The 17,718-nt window shown below is 70.7% G+C and carries 13 protein-coding genes and 1 pseudogene; 8 read left to right on the plus strand and 6 right to left on the minus strand.

The annotated features are described in order from the left end of the window. Window positions 1-380 precede the first annotated feature (380 nt). Together EF387_RS14165 and EF387_RS14170 are read right to left on the minus strand one after the other, a co-directional pair. Window positions 381-1,499 (minus strand): sensor histidine kinase, encoded by a 1,119-nt coding sequence (locus tag EF387_RS14165; RefSeq protein WP_128376870.1) that lies wholly within the window; start codon window positions 1,497-1,499, stop codon window positions 381-383. Beyond that, on the minus strand, window positions 1,496-2,191 hold the full coding sequence (locus EF387_RS14170) for a response regulator (protein WP_128376871.1): 696 nt from the start codon (window positions 2,189-2,191) through the stop codon (window positions 1,496-1,498). The genes EF387_RS14165 and EF387_RS14170 overlap by 4 nt, the downstream gene beginning before the upstream one ends. 164 nt (window positions 2,192-2,355) lie before the next feature. On the opposite strand from EF387_RS14170, the gene EF387_RS14175 reads away from it, so the two are divergent. Next, window positions 2,356-3,561 carry a DUF418 domain-containing protein gene (locus tag EF387_RS14175; RefSeq protein WP_128376872.1) on the plus strand — a complete coding sequence of 402 codons (1,206 nt, stop codon included), beginning with the start codon at window positions 2,356-2,358 and terminating at the stop codon, window positions 3,559-3,561. A 262-nt stretch (window positions 3,562-3,823) separates the two neighbouring features. Here the strand turns inward: EF387_RS14175 and EF387_RS48320 are convergent. Beyond that, a pseudogene (locus EF387_RS48320) lies at window positions 3,824-3,986 on the minus strand (PIN domain-containing protein); the annotation flags it as partial. A 172-nt stretch (window positions 3,987-4,158) separates the two neighbouring features. Between EF387_RS48320 and EF387_RS14185 the strand changes: the two are divergent. After that, a complete protein-coding gene (locus tag EF387_RS14185) occupies window positions 4,159-4,815 on the plus strand; it encodes a response regulator (protein ID WP_128376873.1) in 657 nt (218 codons plus the stop codon). Window positions 4,816-5,016: 201 nt separating this feature from the next. Here the strand turns inward: EF387_RS14185 and EF387_RS14190 are convergent, their stop codons facing one another. The 3 genes from EF387_RS14190 to EF387_RS14200 all read right to left on the minus strand — a co-directional run bounded on the left by EF387_RS14190 (window position 5,017) and on the right by EF387_RS14200 (window position 8,962). Beyond that, window positions 5,017-6,237 (minus strand): sensor histidine kinase, encoded by a 1,221-nt coding sequence (locus EF387_RS14190; protein WP_238431506.1) that lies wholly within the window; start codon window positions 6,235-6,237, stop codon window positions 5,017-5,019. A 239-nt stretch (window positions 6,238-6,476) separates the two neighbouring features. Then, complete coding sequence (locus EF387_RS14195; protein ID WP_128376875.1) at window positions 6,477-7,745, minus strand: DUF418 domain-containing protein; 1,269 nt, start codon at window positions 7,743-7,745, stop codon at window positions 6,477-6,479. A 185-nt stretch (window positions 7,746-7,930) separates the two neighbouring features. Next, window positions 7,931-8,962: a MerR family transcriptional regulator gene (locus tag EF387_RS14200; protein ID WP_128376876.1), complete on the minus strand. Its 1,032-nt coding sequence runs from the start codon at window positions 8,960-8,962 to the stop codon at window positions 7,931-7,933. Between the two features lie 937 nt (window positions 8,963-9,899). Between EF387_RS14200 and EF387_RS14215 the strand changes: the two genes are divergently transcribed. The 6 genes from EF387_RS14215 (at window position 9,900) to EF387_RS14240 (ending at window position 17,608) form a co-directional block, all read left to right on the plus strand. Next, entirely contained in the window at window positions 9,900-10,517 is a 618-nt protein-coding gene (locus tag EF387_RS14215) for a TetR/AcrR family transcriptional regulator (protein ID WP_128376878.1), read from the plus strand. Between the two features lie 268 nt (window positions 10,518-10,785). Beyond that, window positions 10,786-12,366, plus strand: coding sequence for an ABC transporter substrate-binding protein (locus tag EF387_RS14220; protein ID WP_128376879.1), 1,581 nt, complete (start codon window positions 10,786-10,788; stop codon window positions 12,364-12,366). A gap of 125 nt (window positions 12,367-12,491) precedes the next feature. Beyond that, entirely contained in the window at window positions 12,492-13,919 is a 1,428-nt protein-coding gene (locus tag EF387_RS14225) for an amidase (RefSeq protein ID WP_128376880.1), read from the plus strand. After that, a complete protein-coding gene (locus EF387_RS14230) occupies window positions 13,916-14,947 on the plus strand; it encodes an ABC transporter permease (RefSeq protein ID WP_128376881.1) in 1,032 nt (343 codons plus the stop codon). Before EF387_RS14225 ends, EF387_RS14230 begins: the two co-directional genes overlap by 4 nt. Then, complete coding sequence (locus EF387_RS14235; RefSeq protein WP_128376882.1) at window positions 14,937-16,784, plus strand: ATP-binding cassette domain-containing protein; 1,848 nt, start codon at window positions 14,937-14,939, stop codon at window positions 16,782-16,784. Before EF387_RS14230 ends, EF387_RS14235 begins: the two co-directional genes overlap by 11 nt. Next, window positions 16,784-17,608: an ABC transporter ATP-binding protein gene (locus EF387_RS14240; RefSeq protein ID WP_128376883.1), complete on the plus strand. Its 825-nt coding sequence runs from the start codon at window positions 16,784-16,786 to the stop codon at window positions 17,606-17,608. The genes EF387_RS14235 and EF387_RS14240 overlap by 1 nt, the downstream gene beginning before the upstream one ends. Window positions 17,609-17,718: the final 110 nt, after the last annotated feature.

A 17,718-nucleotide genomic window follows, 5' to 3' on the forward strand; every position in this document is an offset into this window, starting at 1 on the left:
CGCGAGATCCCCGTTGATCAGTCGACTGACCGAGGACTCAGCACCCTCTTGAAGGGGCCATCGGGAGGGTACGACCGCTGCCCAGGCGCGTGGCCATGCCGACGTGCGCGCCACCACGCATTTTGAATCACGGACGCCTGGGACGCCTCGTCAAGCTCCCGTCGTCCGCCCGTGGGTGAGGCGGGTACCAAGGCTGTCAGCCTGGTGCCGGGATCTTCGCTGCCCTGACGCTGCACCGGATACGGTCAGGGCGGGGAGTTGGCGAGCGCGCAGCCCGGGTTGAGCACGGTTCAGGGCGCCAGCCCCCTTTCCCGTTGCCGACCGCGGACCACGAGTGGATCTCGTGAGCCGCAAGCCGACGGAACAGCATGAGGGGTCGGTCAGTCCGTGCTGAGGGGAATCCGCATCCGCACCTGGTAGCCGCCCTCCGCGGTCGGGCCCGTCTCCAGGGTGCCGTGCAGGATGTCGGCCCGTTCCCGCAGGCCGACCAAGCCCTGCTGTGAACCGGGGAGGGACAGGGAGGGACGCGTGGGCGGGGTGTTGGTGACGGTCACTCCTACGTCGTCGCCGTCCTGCCACAGCTCCACGCGGGCCGTGGCGCCGGGGGCGTGCTTGCGGACGTTGGTCAGTGCCTCCTGGACCGTACGGTAGAGGGCCCGTTGGGCGGGGGTGCCCACGGCGGGCGGAAGCTCACCCGACAACTCCACCTGAGTGCCGCTTGATTCCACCAGTTTGCGCAGGTCGGCAAGGGTGGGCTGAGGAGTCAGCTCGGTGGCGCGACCGCCGGAGGCGCGCAGCAGCGTGACCATGGTGCGCAGTTCGTCGAGCGTGGTGACGCTCAGCGAACGGATCGTGCGGGCGGCCTCTTTGGCGTCCGCGTCCTTGGCGGCGACCTGCAGGGCTCCGGCCCGTACGGCGATCAGGCTGACCTGGTGGGAGACCACGTCGTGCATTTCGCGGGCCAGTTGGGCGCGTTCGCGGGCGAGTACGGCCTGGGCGTGCAGGGCCCGCTCGTGTTCCCTGGCCTCCTCGATCTCGGCCAGCCGCCGCGCCAAGTCCCGGTGTGTCTGGAGAAGTTGTGCAATGAGGACCGGGGCGGCGGCAGTCGCCAGGCTGTACACGAAGGTGATCAGCGTCATGGTCCGGCCGACCTCGGTGAGGCCGGCCAGGGGCCACGGAGTGCTGTTCGCGACGGCGGTCAGGGCTACGCACACCGCGAGGAGAGGGCGGTTGCGGGACCGTTCGGCCAGTGTGAACAGCGCCGCGAGCGGAGCGACGGCGACGGGCTGCGTCAGCGAGATGGGCAGGGTGAGCAGGAACACGCCGAGCGGGAACCGGCGTCGGAAGGCCAACGCGGCGCAACCGAGCGTGGCCAGCGCGACACCGAAGCGCGTGTCGTCCCACAGGTTCAGCCACACGTCCACGGCCGCTGCCACCACCAGGACGAGGTCGACGACCGGCGCGGGAACCCGCTCCCACAGCGCGCGGGCGCGATTCATCGCCCGGCCCTCGACGGCGGGTGCTCGTCGAGCAGTCCGGCCCGCTGCGCCAGCAGGGCCGCCTGCACCCGGCTCGTCACCCGCAGTTTCGTGAGGATGGCGCTGACGTGATCCTTGACCGTGCCCGCACCCAGATGGATGCGCGCCCCGATGTCGGCGTTCGACAGCCCCTCGGCCACCAGGACGAGGACGTCGCGTTCGCGGGAAGTGAGCAGCCGGACGCGTGCCGCCTCCTCGTCGACGGCCGCCTGGGCGCCGGGGTGGCTGTGCAACAGGGTGAGTGACGCCTTGGGGGACAGCACCACGCCCCCCGCGGTCAGGGTGCGCACCAGGTGGGCGAGTTGCTCGGGTTCGGTGTCCTTGAGCAGGAAACCGGCCGCGCCGGAGTGCAACGCGGTCAGGATGTACTCGTCGGCGTCGAACGTGGTCAGCATCGCCACCACCGGAGCGTCCGGCATCGTCCGCAGCTCGCGCAGCACGGTCAGCCCGTCGACGTCCGGCATCCGTATGTCGAGCAGCACCACGTCCGGCCGCTCCCGGCGGACGGCCTCCACGGCTTCGCCCCCGCTTGCCGTCGCGACGACCTCGATGTCCTCCGAGGCGCCCAGAATGAGTTCGAAGCCCGAGCGGACCAGTGCCTCGTCGTCCACCACCACTACCCGGATCACGCGCTCCGCCTCACCTTCGTCCATGCCGTCCGGCCCATGCCGCCTCGACCCTAAGGCCCCGCGGAGCCCCGGCGGTCCGGCGAGCGACAGCTCCAGCCACACGGCGGGGTATCACCCACCAGTCGGCAGGGACATCACAGCCTCCTGCCGGATAGTCCATGATCGGCCCGGTCTCCAGCCTGAGGGGCATGACTCATCATGCGGACTCCCCACCGGCTGACGCACCGTCCCCTGCACGCGAGCGCAGAGAGCCCCCGACGGGCGCGCCAGGCGTGGGCCGGCTGGTCGGACTGGACCTGGCCCGCGGCCTGGCCGTCTTCGGCATGTACGCGGTCCACGTGGGCCCCGCCCCGAGTCAAGACGGTGTCATCGGCTTCCTGATGGAGCTGGTGCAAGGCCGCTCCTCCGCCCTGTTCGCCGTCCTGGCCGGCTTCGCGGTCGCCCTCATCACCGGGCGTCGCACGCCGAAGACGGGTATGGCCGGCCGTCAGGCCGTCGCCAAGGTCGTCATCCGGGCCGTGATCCTGCTGGCCCTCGGCACCGCCCTGACCATGACCGGCACTCCGGTCGTGCCGATCCTCGCCTTCTATGGACTGTTCTTCCTGCTCGTGCTGCCGCTGTACCGGCTGGGCGCCAAGCCGCTGGCGCTGATTGCCGCGGGTTGGGCCCTGGTGGGCCCGCAGCTGCTGTACCTGTTGAAGCCGGTGGTCGGCGGCCGCGTATTCCTCTCCTACGGCCAGGCCGACGGCCCGGTCTCGCTGTTCTTCACCGGCGGCTATCCGGCCCTGACCTGGGTCCCGTTCGTCATCGCCGGTATGGCTGTCGCCCGCTGCGACCTGACCGCCACGGCTGTCCGGATACGCCTCGCCCTCATTGGCGTCGCCCTCGCCGTCACCGGCTACGGCGGCTCCTGGCTGGCGGTGCGTCTCGTGCCCGGTGCCGCCGAAGCCGTCCGGAAAGCCGAAGAGGGGTCGGGCATGTCGTCCGTGTCGTCCGTATCGCCCGACAGCATCGGCATCTTCGGCGACACCCCCGCCGGGATGCTGGCCTCCGCCCCGCACAGCGAGGCGACCCTGTCCATCGTGGGCAACACCGGTGTGGCGATCCTGGTGATCACCGCGTGCCTGGCCGCCATGGACGCCTTCCCCCGGCTGCGCCGTCTGGCCACGCCCGTCATCGCGGTCGGCTCGATGTCACTGACGGCGTACGTCTACCACATCGTCGCCATCTGGCTCCTGGACACCGAGGCACTAACCGTCTCGCCGTTGTACGTCCTGCTCGGCTTCATCGCGTCCGTCACCGTCCTCGCCACCCTCTGGTCCCGCTTCTTCCAGCGGGGGCCGCTGGAATGGCTGATGGGCAGGGCGACCGGGATCGCCCGGCGCATTCAATGAGAGCAATCCGAAGCGGCATTGCATGGGAAGGGGAATCCGCTGCGAGCAGGTAGGTGCCTGAGGACGCTGTGAGGACGCAGGTATCGCTACGTCTGCCATCAAGGCCACCTCAGGGCAGGGTGCACGGTGCGGTCCGCGGGCGAGTTCCCTGGTTGGCCAGTCATTCCCGTGGCTCGGGCGCCCGGGCTTCGGCCGAGTCCTCGACAGGCCGTTGCCATAGGGCCACCCCGTTCCTCACACCGATTGTGGGGCCGTGGAGGCTCTACTGCCTGAGGTCGATCGTGCGGACCGGCTGTCCCGTGGTGCGGGCGAGTGCCGAAGTCGTGGTCGCGGTGGAGCAGTGTGAGCCCCGCTTCCTCGGCGGCGGCAGCCACTAGGAGATCGACGGGTCCCGCGCTTCGGTGCTCACACTTGGCGGTCAGCATGCGGCCATTCGAGCCGTGGCGGTTCATACCGTGTGGTGCGCGCCGCCATGCCGTCCGCTGATAATTGGGGCGCCAACGCCTGCGGCACTCGCCGCGTCCTGACCGGAGCCGGTTCGCGCGTTGGCCGTCGGGGACGTCGCGGCTGACTGAGTGGGGTGGCAGGGTGATTCGGGTGCTCTTGGCCGACGACGAGGCATTGATCCGCGCCGGAATCCGGTTCGTGCTCGAGATCGCCGATGACATCGAGATTGTGGCCGAGGCGGACAACGGTGCCGGCGCCGTCGAGCTCGCTCGCAAACACCTCGTTGACGTGGCGCTGCTGGACATTCGCATGCCCGGCGTCGACGGGCTGGCCGCAGCCGCCGAGATAGGAAAGGTGGCACCGCGGACAAGCGTGGTCATGCTGACCACCTTTGGTGAGGAAGAGTACGTCACCCGGGCGCTGCGCTGCGGCGCTGCGGGGTTTCTGCTCAAGGACACCCCGCCCGACGATCTGATCAAGGCTGTCCGGGTGGCGGCCGCCGGTGAGCCCATCCTTTCGCCCCGGGTCACCAGGCAGCTGATCGAACGCCACGTCAACCACGACGTGAGCCAGGCCGACGAGGCGCGGCGCCGTGTCGCGGCCCTGACCGACCGCGAGCGCGACGTACTGTGCCTGCTGCGTGAGGGCTGCTCGAACGCTGAGATCGCCAAGGCGCTGCTGATGAGCGAAGGCACCGCCAAGTCTCACGTCAGTCGCATCCTTTCCGTCCTTGGCTGCACCAACCGGGTCCAGGCGGCCATCCTGGCGCACGACGCCGGTGTCCGTCCGCCGGACAGCCGTTCCTGATTCGCCTCGTCGAGCCCATGCGAAGCGCCGGCTTGGCGGTTGCTGTCCGGGCTGTCCTCGGGTGTCGCCGATCTTGATCTGCTGGTAGGTCTTTTCGTGCTGCGTCGTGGAAGGACCCGGCTTCGGCCCCGGCACGGGAGGGGAGCATCTGCCGGTCGGCCAGAGCGGATTGCTCGAGGGTCGGGCTCATTGTCCCGGGCTTCAACGGCGCAGGGGAAGCTCGGCGGTGACGGTGTGGTCGCCGGTGACCGGGTCTGTGCCGGCGGTGAAGTCGCCGCCGGCCAAGCGGGCGCGTTCACGCAGGCCTGCCAGTCCCATGCCGCTGCTGGGCGGTGGGACGGCGGGCGGGCGGGCGGCGTTGCGTACCTTGATGGTGAGTTTGTCGGTGTCGACGGTGACGGTCAGCCGCGTGGGCGCACCCGGGGCGTGCTTGTGGACGTTGGTGAGGGCTTCGCGCACGATGCGGTTGACCGCTCGGCGGATGCCGATGTCGGCGTCGGTGAGGTCGTCGCCGCGCCAGGACAGGGTGATGGGCAGGCCCGCCTGCCGGGCCTCGGCGACCAGGTTCAGGACGTCCTCGCGAGTGCCGGCCACCGATTCGGTGCCGTCCGGTGGTTCGGCGCCGTCGAGGCGCAGGATGCCCAGCACCGTGCGAAGCTCCTCGAGTGCGGTCCGGGAGGTGGTCCGTAGCAGGTCGGCCTGCTCGTTGATCTCGGGGGCCGCGGTGCGGGTGCGCATCTCCAGGGCCCCGGCGTACAGGGCGATCAGACTGAGCCGGTGCCCGAGCAGATCGTGCATCTCACCGGCGATGCGCGCCCTTTCCTGCATCCGGGCCTGCGACTCGCCGAGCAGGTTGGCGCGTTCCAGCAAGGCGTTGCGTTCGTGCAGGGCATCCATGGCCCGGGCCCGCTCCCCCTGCCGCATGCCGATGGCGCCCGGCAGCACCACCAGCACCACATTGACGACGACGATGCGGCCGACATCCTCCAGGTCAACCGTCAGCCCGGCGACCTCGACGAGGTTGGCCGCGGATTGCACGCCAGTGGCGAGCGCCAGAGCGGCCACGGCGAGGCGGGTATCCGGCACCTGGCGGCCCACCGCATAGGCGAGCACCACGCTCACCGGCCAGAGAAAAGCCAACAGGGTCGTGCTCGGCCAGATCAACGCCACTGCCGCGACGCCGGTCCCGGCCAGCAGCGAGGTGATCGGCCAGGTGAATCGGCAGAGCAGGGCGACCGCGGCGGCCAGCAGGCCGATCGCTGTCGCGGGCTGCCCGGGCACGTTGATGACGGCCGTGACGATCGCCGTGGCGGGCAGCAACAACCACCACGCCAGCAGCAACCTGCCCTGTCGTGCCAGGTGCTGCCAGGTCGTCACCGCCTCGGCGGTGACGACCTCGGCGAGTTTCGCCCAACCAGCCACGGCACCTCCACGACGACGGCGGTGACCGCCGAGCCGGGCGGTCGCCCGACCGATGAGCACAGCCGCGTCCGGGCCACGCCGGCCGGGGTCACCAGCCACAGCAGTGCAGCGGTGATGACCGGTAGCCCGTGATCGGCGCCGACCGTACCCGAGGACGGGGGCCGTGGTCATCGTATCCGGGCTCAACCAGGGCCGACCTCGTTCGAGCGAAGGGCGAACGTGCCCTGACACGCCGCGTCTCACCGGACGAACTTCGCCAGTTTGGTGGTGCTGTTGAGCAGGTACTCCAGCGGTCCGCGGCTGAAGAAGCGCGACCAGACGGCGGCGAACACGATCGCCCCGGCGATGAACCCGAACAGCGGCACAAAGGTGCTGCTGGCCTCTTCGGGCAGCATGGTGTAGGCAGCGACGTGGGCGACATAGAGGGTCAGGGACATGGTGCCCACGGCGATCAGCGGGCTCGCCAGCCGACGCAGCCACGCCAACCGGGCCATGGCCACAGTGGCGCAGACAAGCACGGTGATCGCCACGCCGAGGCCGCCGATGATCTCGAAGGTCGTACCGCTGTGCGGCTCGGCCCCCAGCAGCGACGAGGCCAGGTTCGCGCTGTCGGTGACCTTGTTGTTGATGTAGTCGAAGGCCGGCGACCCCGGTCGCAGGGATTCGATGGACTTCGGATCCAGGTTCGCGAAGGCTTCCTTCAGAGCGGCCTTGTCCGCCTGAATGGGCGGGTACAGCCTTGCCGTCAGCCAGGCGGTGCCGTATCCGAGCGCCATCAGCGCGGCGCCGAGCGCGGCCAGCCGGCGTTGCACCGCGCCGGCGGCCAGGTCGAGCCGGGCCAGTGCCATGCCGGCGATCACGAACGGCATCCAGGTGATCGCGGGGTAATAACCGTCAAGCAGCAGGCCCAGCAGTCCGTCGCCGCCGAGCCGGGCGATCGGGTCGTACGCGTCGATGCTCTGCGCCGTCGCCTCCCCCAGCAGCCACTTCAGGCCGAACGCCGCCTGCGGCCCAACGACCGCGAGCACGGCCGCGATGATCGCGAGGGTCCTGGCCCGCAGTCGTATCAGGGGCAGTGCCAGCAGGAAGTACACCCCGTAGAAGGCGAGAATCACAAGGATCCCGGTCTTGAGCATCGTCAGCGCGGTGCCCAGCGCCAGCAGAACCAGGGCACGGATCACGATCCGGACCTTCGCCTGCCGGCCGGCCAGGCCGGTCTTCGGCTCCCGGCGGCCGGCGATCAGCATCAGCGAGAACCCGGCCAGGGTGGCGAACAGGATCGACGACCGGCCCTCGGTCAGTTCCAGCAGCCGGCCGCCGAAGCCACCCACGTCCTCGGCAGGTGGGGCGACGTGTACAGCGAACATGCCGAAGACCGCCAGCGCGCGGGCCGCGTCCACCCCGACCAACCGCCCCACCGACGGCTGCTGTTCGACCACGCCGGCGGGCTCAACCGGTGCCCCGTGCCGCGGAGGTGGCGTTTCGTGTGAGATCTCGATCTGAGTCATGCGCCCAAGGTCGCCGGTCCGCACGCCCCGACGCCTCTGCCAAGCTTCCGGACCACCCCCGCCGAATGGCCAAGGACGCCGAGCCGATCGGCCAAAGGTCGGCGCCCGCGCGCGTTCGGGCCCGCGGGACTGGCAGGAGTCGTTGATCGAGTGATCTGTATTCTCCGTGGCTCCTGCCGCTTGGGTCACCTGTGTGGTCGCTGAGGATGCAGCGGTTCCTCGGCGCGCATGGCGTCGGCGATCCAGGCGTAGGGGACGGAGTCGTGGTCCTCCTCGGTCGCGGTCCCGTTGATCAGCGCCACCAGGGACACGTACCGACCGTGGGTGTCGTCGTAGACGGGGCTCTCGGAGCCGGCTTCCTCTTCGGCGATCTGGCGCAGGATGTCGGGCACCTGCCGGTATCCGTCGGCCATCCGGTTTCGGATTTCGGGGGTGAGCGGTGTGCCGGACAGCGCGGTGGCCGCTTCCATCAAGCGTGTGACGGCCTGCTGGGACCGGGGGGACCGGGGGGACTCTCCGGCACGGTACGCGGCAAGGAGCTCCTCTATGAGCGAGGCCCCGCTGACGTGCATGAAGTCCTGAAACGGCTCGGTCGCCAGGACCCGGGTCTGCGGTGTGGAGTAGGCGTCTTGCAGGTAGGTGCGGACCGCGTCACGGAACGCCGGGTTCCGCACCAGGTCGGCCAGCTCGATCCAGGCCTCGAGCTGGGCGACCGTGGGGTCCGCGGGCAGGACCGGGCGCATCGTCCGCAAACGGTCGACGAAGCCCTCGGGGACGTCCAAGTCCTCGCCGACGTCGTTCCAGAAGTCGTCGATGGTCTGTTCGCGTTCCTCGTCGGTCATCGAGACGAGCCTGTGCATCAGGTCGGCCCGAGCGGTGGTGTCGCCCTGTTTGATCAGGGCCCTGAGCACCGCCCGCCTGGCCCGCAGGGTGCGCTCCTGGCGCTCGACGATCTCCAGGTGCGTGGTGAGTAAGTCGTGCAGGGTCGTGCCGCCTTCGAGCAGGCGGCGGATCTCGCCCAGGTCGGTGTCCAGCTCGCGCAGGGTGCGGACGAGTTCCAGCCGGGCGATGGCGCCGATGTCGTACATCCGGTGGCCGGCCTCGTTCAGGCCCGTGGGCTCGATGAGCCCGGTGTCGGCGTAGAACCGGACGGCGCTCACGCTCAGGCCGCTGCGGCGCGCGGCGTCTCCGATGGGGTAAAGCTCGTGGTCGTTCATGGGGCCACTGTGGTATCTCAAGCCGCTTGAGGCGCAAGTCGATTGCCGCTGAGACACGTAGGGGGCGAACGGGGTGCGCCCGGCAGGGGCGGCGCCTGCATCGGATCTGATCCCGATCCCGGGCCGGATGATTGGCGGGCGTCGTTGATCGCGTAGTCGGTGTTCGGCTGCCCGCTGTCGTGGATGGCGAGCGAGTGTCACGGGCCGTGGTCGCGTCCGTCCCGTGGAGCGAAGGCCGCGAGGGCGTCGGCGTCGGTCGCGAGCGTGCAGGAACTGGTCGGCCCACTCGGTGATGTCGGGGTAGGACGATTCCTGGCTGAGCCGGGGTGGCTGTGGCCCGATGTCAAGCGTCGGCGCAGGTCGCGGCAGGCGTTGTCCAGGGTCGATGGCCGATGTGTCCATCGACTGGACCGCGCCACAGCGGTCGCACAGGCGCTGGAACGCCTCGGATCTGTATGGGCCGCCGCGGTCCGTGCGGAAGTTGACTTCGGGCTTCCCCTTTTAGGGATCCTTGCACTATGCCCGCCCGGGTCGCGCGGCCTGGCACCGCACCTCGCCGCGTTGCCGAAACGCCCACGTGGCTCCTCCCCCACTCTCGACTCCGCTCGAGCGGGGGCACCCCCATCGAGGGCGCTCCGGCGCCTTGCGATGCACGGCACCAGACCACGCGACCCGATCGGACGCTCATAGTGCAAGGACCCCTTACTGTGGAAACCGCGTGCGCAGGGGTAGTTGGGGGTCATTGGCCACCCCGGTGACCGGGCCCGGGACCATCCGCTCAGCACCAGTCGCATACTCTGGTCTCATTGTCGCCGGAAAGAAGGCGCAGGCTGCGGCAGCGTGCGCTCGCCGTTCGTCCGAGGGAGGCGTTCGAGTGGCAGTTGGCGGCCGGTCGACGAAGCGGCTCCAACGGGGAACTCTTTCCCAGGGGCTCATCGTGGGGACCGCGCTGCGGATCCTCGACGAAAACGGACCGGACGCGCTGACCTTCCAGCGACTCGGCAAGGAACTGTCCTCCTCCGCAACCGCGGTCTACCGGCACTTCGCGAGTCGCGACCACATCATGGTCGCCGTCGCGGAGGAACTCGACAGGATCTCCCTCGACGGGTACGAGCCGCACGAGTCGTGGACCGAGTCGCTGCGGGACCTGGCGATCCGTGCCTGGAACACCGCGCTGGACCACCCGGCGGCCGCCGCGCTCTGCATGGGGAGAGTCACCCGAGGCGTTCACGAGTTGCGCGCCGTCGACGCCGTCCTGGAAGCGTTCCACCGCGGCGGCTGGCGCGGCCGGGCGGCCGTCCTGCACTACCAGGCGTTCTCGAACTTCATCCTCGCCATGGCGAGCAACAACGCCTGGCGGCTCGTCAACCAGCGGTTCGGCGCCGAGGCGAACTGGGTGCAGGAGTACCAGCCGGCGGATCCTTCCATGTACCCCTACGCCGAGGCGGCGAAGGAACACCTGCGCAGCATCGACATGACCGACGTCTTCCGCCGGCAGATGGACATCCTCCTCACCGCCCTCGAGGCGGAGGCGGCGACGCTCCCGCGCGACTGACGCGCGCCCTGCGTCAGCTTCACTGCTACCGCCCGGCAACGCTCCACGGCCGAAAAATGGGGGCGGCACGACGTACACAAAGATAGTTAACGCTATTGACTACGTCGTTCACTTGGCTGCATCCTCTGCACACCGAGTGCTCCACGGCTCGCTCATACGCGGCGCCCACCGAGGGCCGCGCGCACCGCCCCGCCCTGAACCGCTCGCGCTCGTCCCGTCCGATCCCGTGCGACCTGCGCAGAGCCCGACATCCCTCTCAGGAGCACCCATGCGCCAGACCCGTACCCGCGCGGTCCCAGTGACTGCGGCAGTCGCCATGACGGCCGTGCTCGCCGGCTGCACCACCACGGGATCGACGTCCGGAGACCCGAGCAGCGGCGGTGCCGCGACGGTGACGAAGATCCGGACGACGATCGACGTGCCGGCCGGCTTCGACCCGGCCAAGGCGTTGTCCCTGCCGGACTACCTGCTCGCCCGGAACAGTTACGACACCCTCGTGCGCAAGGACGACGGCGGGCTCGTCGGCGGGCTCGCCACCAAGTGGACGAACACGCCGACCTCGGCAACGTTCACCCTGCGCACCGACGCCACCTGCGCCGACGGGACGCCGATCACCCCGACGGTCGTGAAGGCGTCCCTCGACCGCTACATCGACCCGAAGACGGCGGCGCCCGATCTCCCCACGGTCTTCGGCCCCGGCAACAAGGTGGAAGTGAGCGCCGACGACGCGGCGCGGACGGTGAAGATCACGCTCGCCAGGCCGTGGGGCGACATGGTCACCGGCCTGTCGGTCGCGAGCACGGGCATCGTCTGCCCGGCGGGACTGGGGGACCTCAAGGCCCTCGCCGCAGGTAAGGCCAAGGGCTCCCAGTCCGGCCCGTACCTTCTTGAGAAGTCCCAGTCCGGCGTCTCGTACTCCTACACGCTTCGCCCGGAGTACAAGGCATGGCCGGCCTGGCGCACGAAGATCCCCGGCAAGGTCGCCGCGACGATGGAGTACCTGGTCTCGCCCGACCCCACGGCGACCGGCAACCTCGTGACGAGCGGCCAGCTCGACATCGGCAAGATCGATGCCTCCGGCATCCCGCGCTTCGACGGCGTGGGCGGCCACTCGGTGAGCGTCAGCCGGTTCTCCGACTTCTACCTGCTCTTCAACGAACGACCCGGCACGGTCTTCGCGGACGTCGACACCCGCCGGGCAGTCGCCCAGGCCATCGACCGCGCCGCCTTCGCCAAGGTCGCCTCGAAGGACACGGGTGAGCCGTCGACGATGTTCGTGCAGAAGGGCACCCCGTGCAACGATTCTGGCACCTCCTTCCTCGTGCCGACTGACAAAGACGCGGCGGCGGCCGTGCTCAAGGGCAAGAAGATCCGCCTCGTCGGCCCCCAGGTCGTCGGGCCGGCCGGCGCCGGGAACCAGTACATCCAGGAGGCGCTGCGGGCCGCGGGCGCGGACGTCACCCTCGCCAACGTCGACGTCGGGGCCTGGGTCGGGACCGTGTTCGGCAAGCCCGACGCCTGGGACCTCACCGTCTTCGCCGACCTCAACTTCCTCGGCAGCCTCGCCAACCCGCTCGGCCACTTCGTGGGTCCGACCGTCCCCGAAGGCGGCGGCAACCTCGGCGCGGCGAAGAACCCCGTGGTGAACAAGGCCTTCGCCGAGGGCACCGAGGCGACGACCGAGAAAGCCCGCTGCGCCGCCTACCAGACGGCCGCCAAGGCCCTGATCTCGCAGGTGGACGCGGTGCCGCTGGTCAACGACCCGTTCATCTACGCACTGCGCAAGGGATTCAGCGCACAGATGCTCGGCGGCTCGCTCGACGACCCCATCCTGCGCATCACCGGCTGACGGACAGGCCGTCCGCACGCGGCGGAGATCCACGCGGCCGGACCCGAGCGTCCCGCACGGAGGAACCCCGCGCCGTTCCGACGTCCTGCACCGATACCTCGCACCGTTCCGACAGGAGCCCCCTGGTGATCGACCCTTTCAGCACCGCCCAGCAGATCGCCGACCTCGTGCGCACGAAAGAGGTCAGCCCGGTGGAGGTGGCCGAGACCTACCTCGACCGCATCGAGCGGATCAATCCCGCCGTCAACGCCGTCGTCTGGCTCGACGCCGACGCCGTGCGCGCGGCGGCCGTCCGGGCCGAGCGGGCGGTGCTGCGCGGCGATCCGCTCGGCCCGCTGCACGGCGTCCCCGTCCCCATCAAGGACCTCAACTCCGTCGCGGGACAACCCAACACGATGTCCTCACTGGCGATCCGGGACACCCCGCAAACGGTCACGGACCCGGACATCCAACTCCTCCTCGACGCCGGCGCGATCCCCCTCGGCCGGACGAACTCACCGGAGTTCGGCGCTCTGACCGTCTCCGAGAACGCCCGGCACGGCAAGACGCGCAACCCGTGGAACCCGGCGCACACCTCCGGCGGGTCGAGCGGCGGCGCGTCGGCGGCCGTCGCGGCCGGGCTCGCCCCGGTGGCACACGCCTCCGACGGCGGCGGATCGATCCGGGTCCCGGCATCCGTCACCGGCCTCGTGGGCCTCAAACCGAGCCGGGGACGCGTACCCGCGTTCGTCCGGGGCTGGGAACATTCGACGACCGAGGGCGCGATCACCCGCACCGTGCGCGACGCGGCCCTGATGCTCGACGTCATGGGCCGTGCCGACCGGCTCGCCTGGTACAGCGCGCCCGAACCGGGTCGCCCGTACATCGAGGAGGTCGGTGCCGATCCCGGGCGGCTGCGGATCGGCCTGCTCCTCGACGCGCCGACCGGGCTGCCGGTCGACGAGGAGTGCCGCAAGGCGGCGCTGACGGCCGCGCGGGCACTGCGCGACCTGGGACACGACGTCGTCGAGGCCCGCCCGAAGATGTTCTCGTACGAGGCGATCATGGGCTTCACCTGGACGATCATCAGTGCCTCCACCTACGCCATCGAGGTGGACGATCCCGACGCGGTGGACCCCTACATCCGGCGCCGCCGGGAGACCGCCCTCGAGGTCAGCGCGGGCGACTACGCCCGGACCGCGGCGCGCCTGCAGGCCGAGTCTCGCGACGTGGTCGCCCAGTGGGGCAGGGACTTCGACGTTCTCCTCACCCCGACCACGGCGGTCGTGGCGCCGCCGGTCGGCCCCGTGTACGACGAGGCGAACTCCGACCCGGACGGCCCGCGGGCCACCGAGACCCGGATGGTCTCGTTCACCGCGTTCGTCAACATCGCCGGGCTGCCCGCCATCTCGCTGCCCGTCCATACGACCCCGGACGGACTGCCGGTCGGTGCGCAACTCGTCGGCGCGCCCTACGACGAGGCGACGCTGCTGCGACTCTCCGCCCAGCTCGAACCGCGGTTCCGCTGGTACGAGCGGCACCCGGACGACGCGGCACTCGCGGGGGCGCTGTGAGCGCCGGGTCCGCGGTCCCGGCCGGGCCGCTGCCGACCGCACCCGTCAGGCGCGTTCCCCGGCTGCGACTGCGCGGTGGCTGGGCCGGGTTCGCCGTCCGCCGCGCGGGCGGGCTGCTGATGTCCATGCTCCTGCTCGTCCTCGTGACGTTCCTCATCGTGCCCCTGCTGCCCGGGGACCCGGCCCGCGCGATCGCCGGCACCAACTCGTCCCCGGCCACGCTCGCGGCGATACGCGAACGACTGGGCCTCGACGAGCCGCTGGCGACACGGTTCGTCCACTACCTCGGCGACATCGCGTCCGGACGGCTCGGCACCTCGTTCCGTTTCGACACCCCGGTCGCGGACATCGTCGCGACCCGGCTGCCGTACACCGTCCAGCTCGTCATCCCTGCCGTCCTGCTCTCCCTGGTCATCGCCGTCCCGCTGGGCATGGCCGTCGGTGTCCTCACCCGTGACGGACGCCGCCGCCGGCTCGGCGTCGGCTTCGGCACGGTCGCCGGGCTCCTCGCGTCGGCGCCGGTCTATGTCGTCGCGACCCTCCTCATCGTCCTGTTCTCGATCAGCCTCGGGCTGCTGCCGTCCGGCGGCGCCACGACACCGAGCGCGCTCGTCCTGCCGATCGCCGCGCTCTGCATCGGCCCGGCCTTCGCCATCGCCCGGGTCGTCCGGCAGGAGACGGCCTCGGTTCTCGCCCAGGACTACATGAGGACCGCGCGCGGCCACCGCCTGGGATCCGTGCGTCTCCACCTCCGCCACGCGCTGCCCAACCTCGTGACCAGCGTCCTCACCCTGAGCGGTCTCGTCCTCACGTCCCTGCTCGGCGGGACGATCATCCTGGAGAACGTCTTCACCTACCCCGGGCTCGGCACCGAGGTCGTCCAGGCGATCATCTACAAGGACTATCCCGTGATCCAGGGCATCATCCTCGTCGTCGGCATGCTCGCCCTCCTCGTCAACCTCCTCGTGGACGTCGTCCTCGGGATCGTCGACCCGCGCACGCTCGAGGGAGGTCGTCGTGGCCACTGACGCGACCGTGCGCCGATGGCGCCGCAACCCGTCGCTGCTGTCCGGCGCGGTGATCCTCGGACTGCTCCTCGTCGTCGCCCTCGTAGCCCCGCTGCTGCTGAGCGGCTCCGCCGAGACCCTCACCGACGACGCCCGGCTCGGGCCCGGTGCCGAGCATCTCCTCGGCACCGACGCCTTCGGCCGTGACGTCCTCGCCCGGGCGCTCGTCGCGACCCGGCTCACCCTGCTCATGGCCGCCGCCGCCACCGCCGCCTCGTTCGTCGTCGGTGTCGCGATCGGCGCGCTGGTCCACCTCGCACCCGGGTGGCTGCGCGAGACCTGTCTGCGGCTCATCGACTCGGCGGTGGCCTTCCCCTCGCTCGTCCTCGCCCTCGTCATCGCGGCGGTGCTCGGGCCGGGCACGGTGTCCGCGATCGTCGCGATCGCCGTCGCCGGCGTCCCCGGGTTCGCGCGGTTGACGGCGAATCTCGCCGCGACCGTCGCGGACAAGGACTACGTCCTCACCGCGCGCCTGCTCGGCGTCCCCGGCCTGCGCATCCTGGGCCGGCATGTCCTGCCGAACATCAGCGGGCCGCTGCTCGTGCTCCTCAGTTCGAGCTTCACCCTGTCCCTGCTCGACATCAGCAGTCTGTCTTTCGTCGGCCTCGGTGTGCAGAACCCCCAGTACGACTGGGGCCGGCTGCTCAACGAGGCGCTGCCGTCGATCTTCGCCCAGCCGTCGGTCGTCCTCGCTCCGTCGATCATGCTCATCGTCACCGGCGTGGGCGCCATGCTCCTCGGAGACGGCGTGGCCTCACTCGTCGACCCGCGAACCCGCGGCACAGCGCCCGCACCGGCCAAGACGGCGGACGCGGCAGGACTGGCCGCCCCGGCACAGGACGGCGCGGCGCAGGCGCCTTTGGCTTCGGGTGGTGCGGGGGCGGCGGCCGGCACGGAGCAGGACGGCCTGCTGACCGTCGCCGGGCTGACCGTGCGGGCCGGCGACCGGACACTCGTCGACGACGTGTCGTTCACCATCGGGCCCGGCCAGATCGTCGGCCTCGTCGGGGAGTCGGGCTCGGGCAAGTCCACCATCGCCATGGCGGTCGCGGGCCTGCTCCCCGAGGGCGTGCGGGCGAACGCGTCGCGCCTTGCCCTCGGCGACCTCGACCTGCTCGGAACACCGCCGGAGCGACGCCTTGCGACCGAGATCGGCATCGTCTACCAGGACCCGATCGGCACGTTCAACCCCGCGCTGAGGCTCGGCACCCAGCTCACCGAGGTGGCCAGGGTGCATCTGGGGACGCCCCGGCGTCAGGCCGCGCAGGACATGGTCCGCTCACTGGCCGACATCCACGTCACCGAGCCGGACCGGCGGCTGCGCCAGCACCCGCACGAGCTGAGCGGCGGCATGCTCCAGCGCGCCTCGATCGCCTCCGCGATGACCACGAACCCGCGGCTGCTCATCGCCGACGAGCCGACGACGGCACTCGACGTCACCGTCCAGGCGGAAGTGCTGCGCCAGTTCCGGCGCATCAACCGCGAGCACGGCACGGCGATGCTGTTCATCTCGCACGACATCGGCGTGGTCGGCGTGCTCTGTGACACCGTCCTGGTGCTCCACGGCGGCCGGGTCGTCGACCGGACGACGGGGGGCGACCTGCGCCGGGGGACGGTCACCCACCCCTACACCCGCGCGTTGCTCGCGGCGACGCCCGCCGCGGTCGAGGCCGGTGGAACCCTCAGCGCGGTCCGGTGGACGGCCGACGCGCATGCGGCGCAGCCGAGCGGGGCGCCGTCGGACGACCTTTCCGACAAAGCCGCGGACCGCCCCCCGGCCGCGGAAGGGAGCCGCTGATGTCCACCACCGCCACCACACCGGACCCGCAGGCGGCCACCCCGCTGCTGCGCGTCGAGGATCTCACCGTCGACCTCGGCCACGGCGTCGCGGCCCGCAGGGTGCTCAAGGGAGTCTCGTTCGACATTCCCCGGGGCAGCACCCTCGCACTCGTCGGAGAGTCCGGGTCGGGCAAGACGACGCTCGCGCGGACACTCGTCGGCGTCCACAGGCCGTCGAACGGCCGGATCCTCGTGGACGGCGCCCCGTTGCGCACCGCGCGCGGACGGGCGGGAGCCGCGACGGTCCAGATGATCCCGCAGGACCCGTACTCCTCGTTCGACCCGCGGCGCACCGTCGCGCAGTCGCTCGCCGAGGCACTCGATCCGATCCGGGCCAGGGTCAAACCGGTCCGGGCCCGGATCGCCGAGCTGCTCAGCCAGGTGAGCCTCGACCCGGACAGCATGGACCGCTACCCGCACGAGTTCTCCGGCGGCCAACGGCAGCGGCTGGCGATCGCACGGGCCCTCGCACCGCGTCCCCGGTTCGTCATCGCCGACGAGATCACCTCGGCCCTCGACCTGACGACCCAGGCCGAAATCCTCAACCTGCTCGCCGATCTGCGCCGCCGGCTCTCGCTGACGATGCTGTTCATCTCGCACGACCTGGCCGTCGTCCGGCACGTCAGCGACACGGTCGCGGTCCTGCTGCACGGGGACCTCGTCGAGCTCGGCCCGACCGGAGCCACCTTCGCCGAGCCGAACCACCCGTACACCGCTCAACTCCTCGCGTCCGTCCCGGGCGACCCGAGGTTCCGCCTCGACGACGAGCACGCCATGACGTGAACCGGCCGGAAGCGGTGCGGCTTCCGGCCCGCCGACTGGCCCATGCCGGTCGGCGGGCCGGTCGGCGCTGTGGACCTGGGCCTCGCCGGTCGTCAGTCCCTTCGCAGCGG

The organism is Streptomyces cavernae (genome assembly GCF_004023625.1).
Lineage (GTDB): Bacteria > Actinomycetota > Actinomycetes > Streptomycetales > Streptomycetaceae > Streptomyces > Streptomyces cavernae.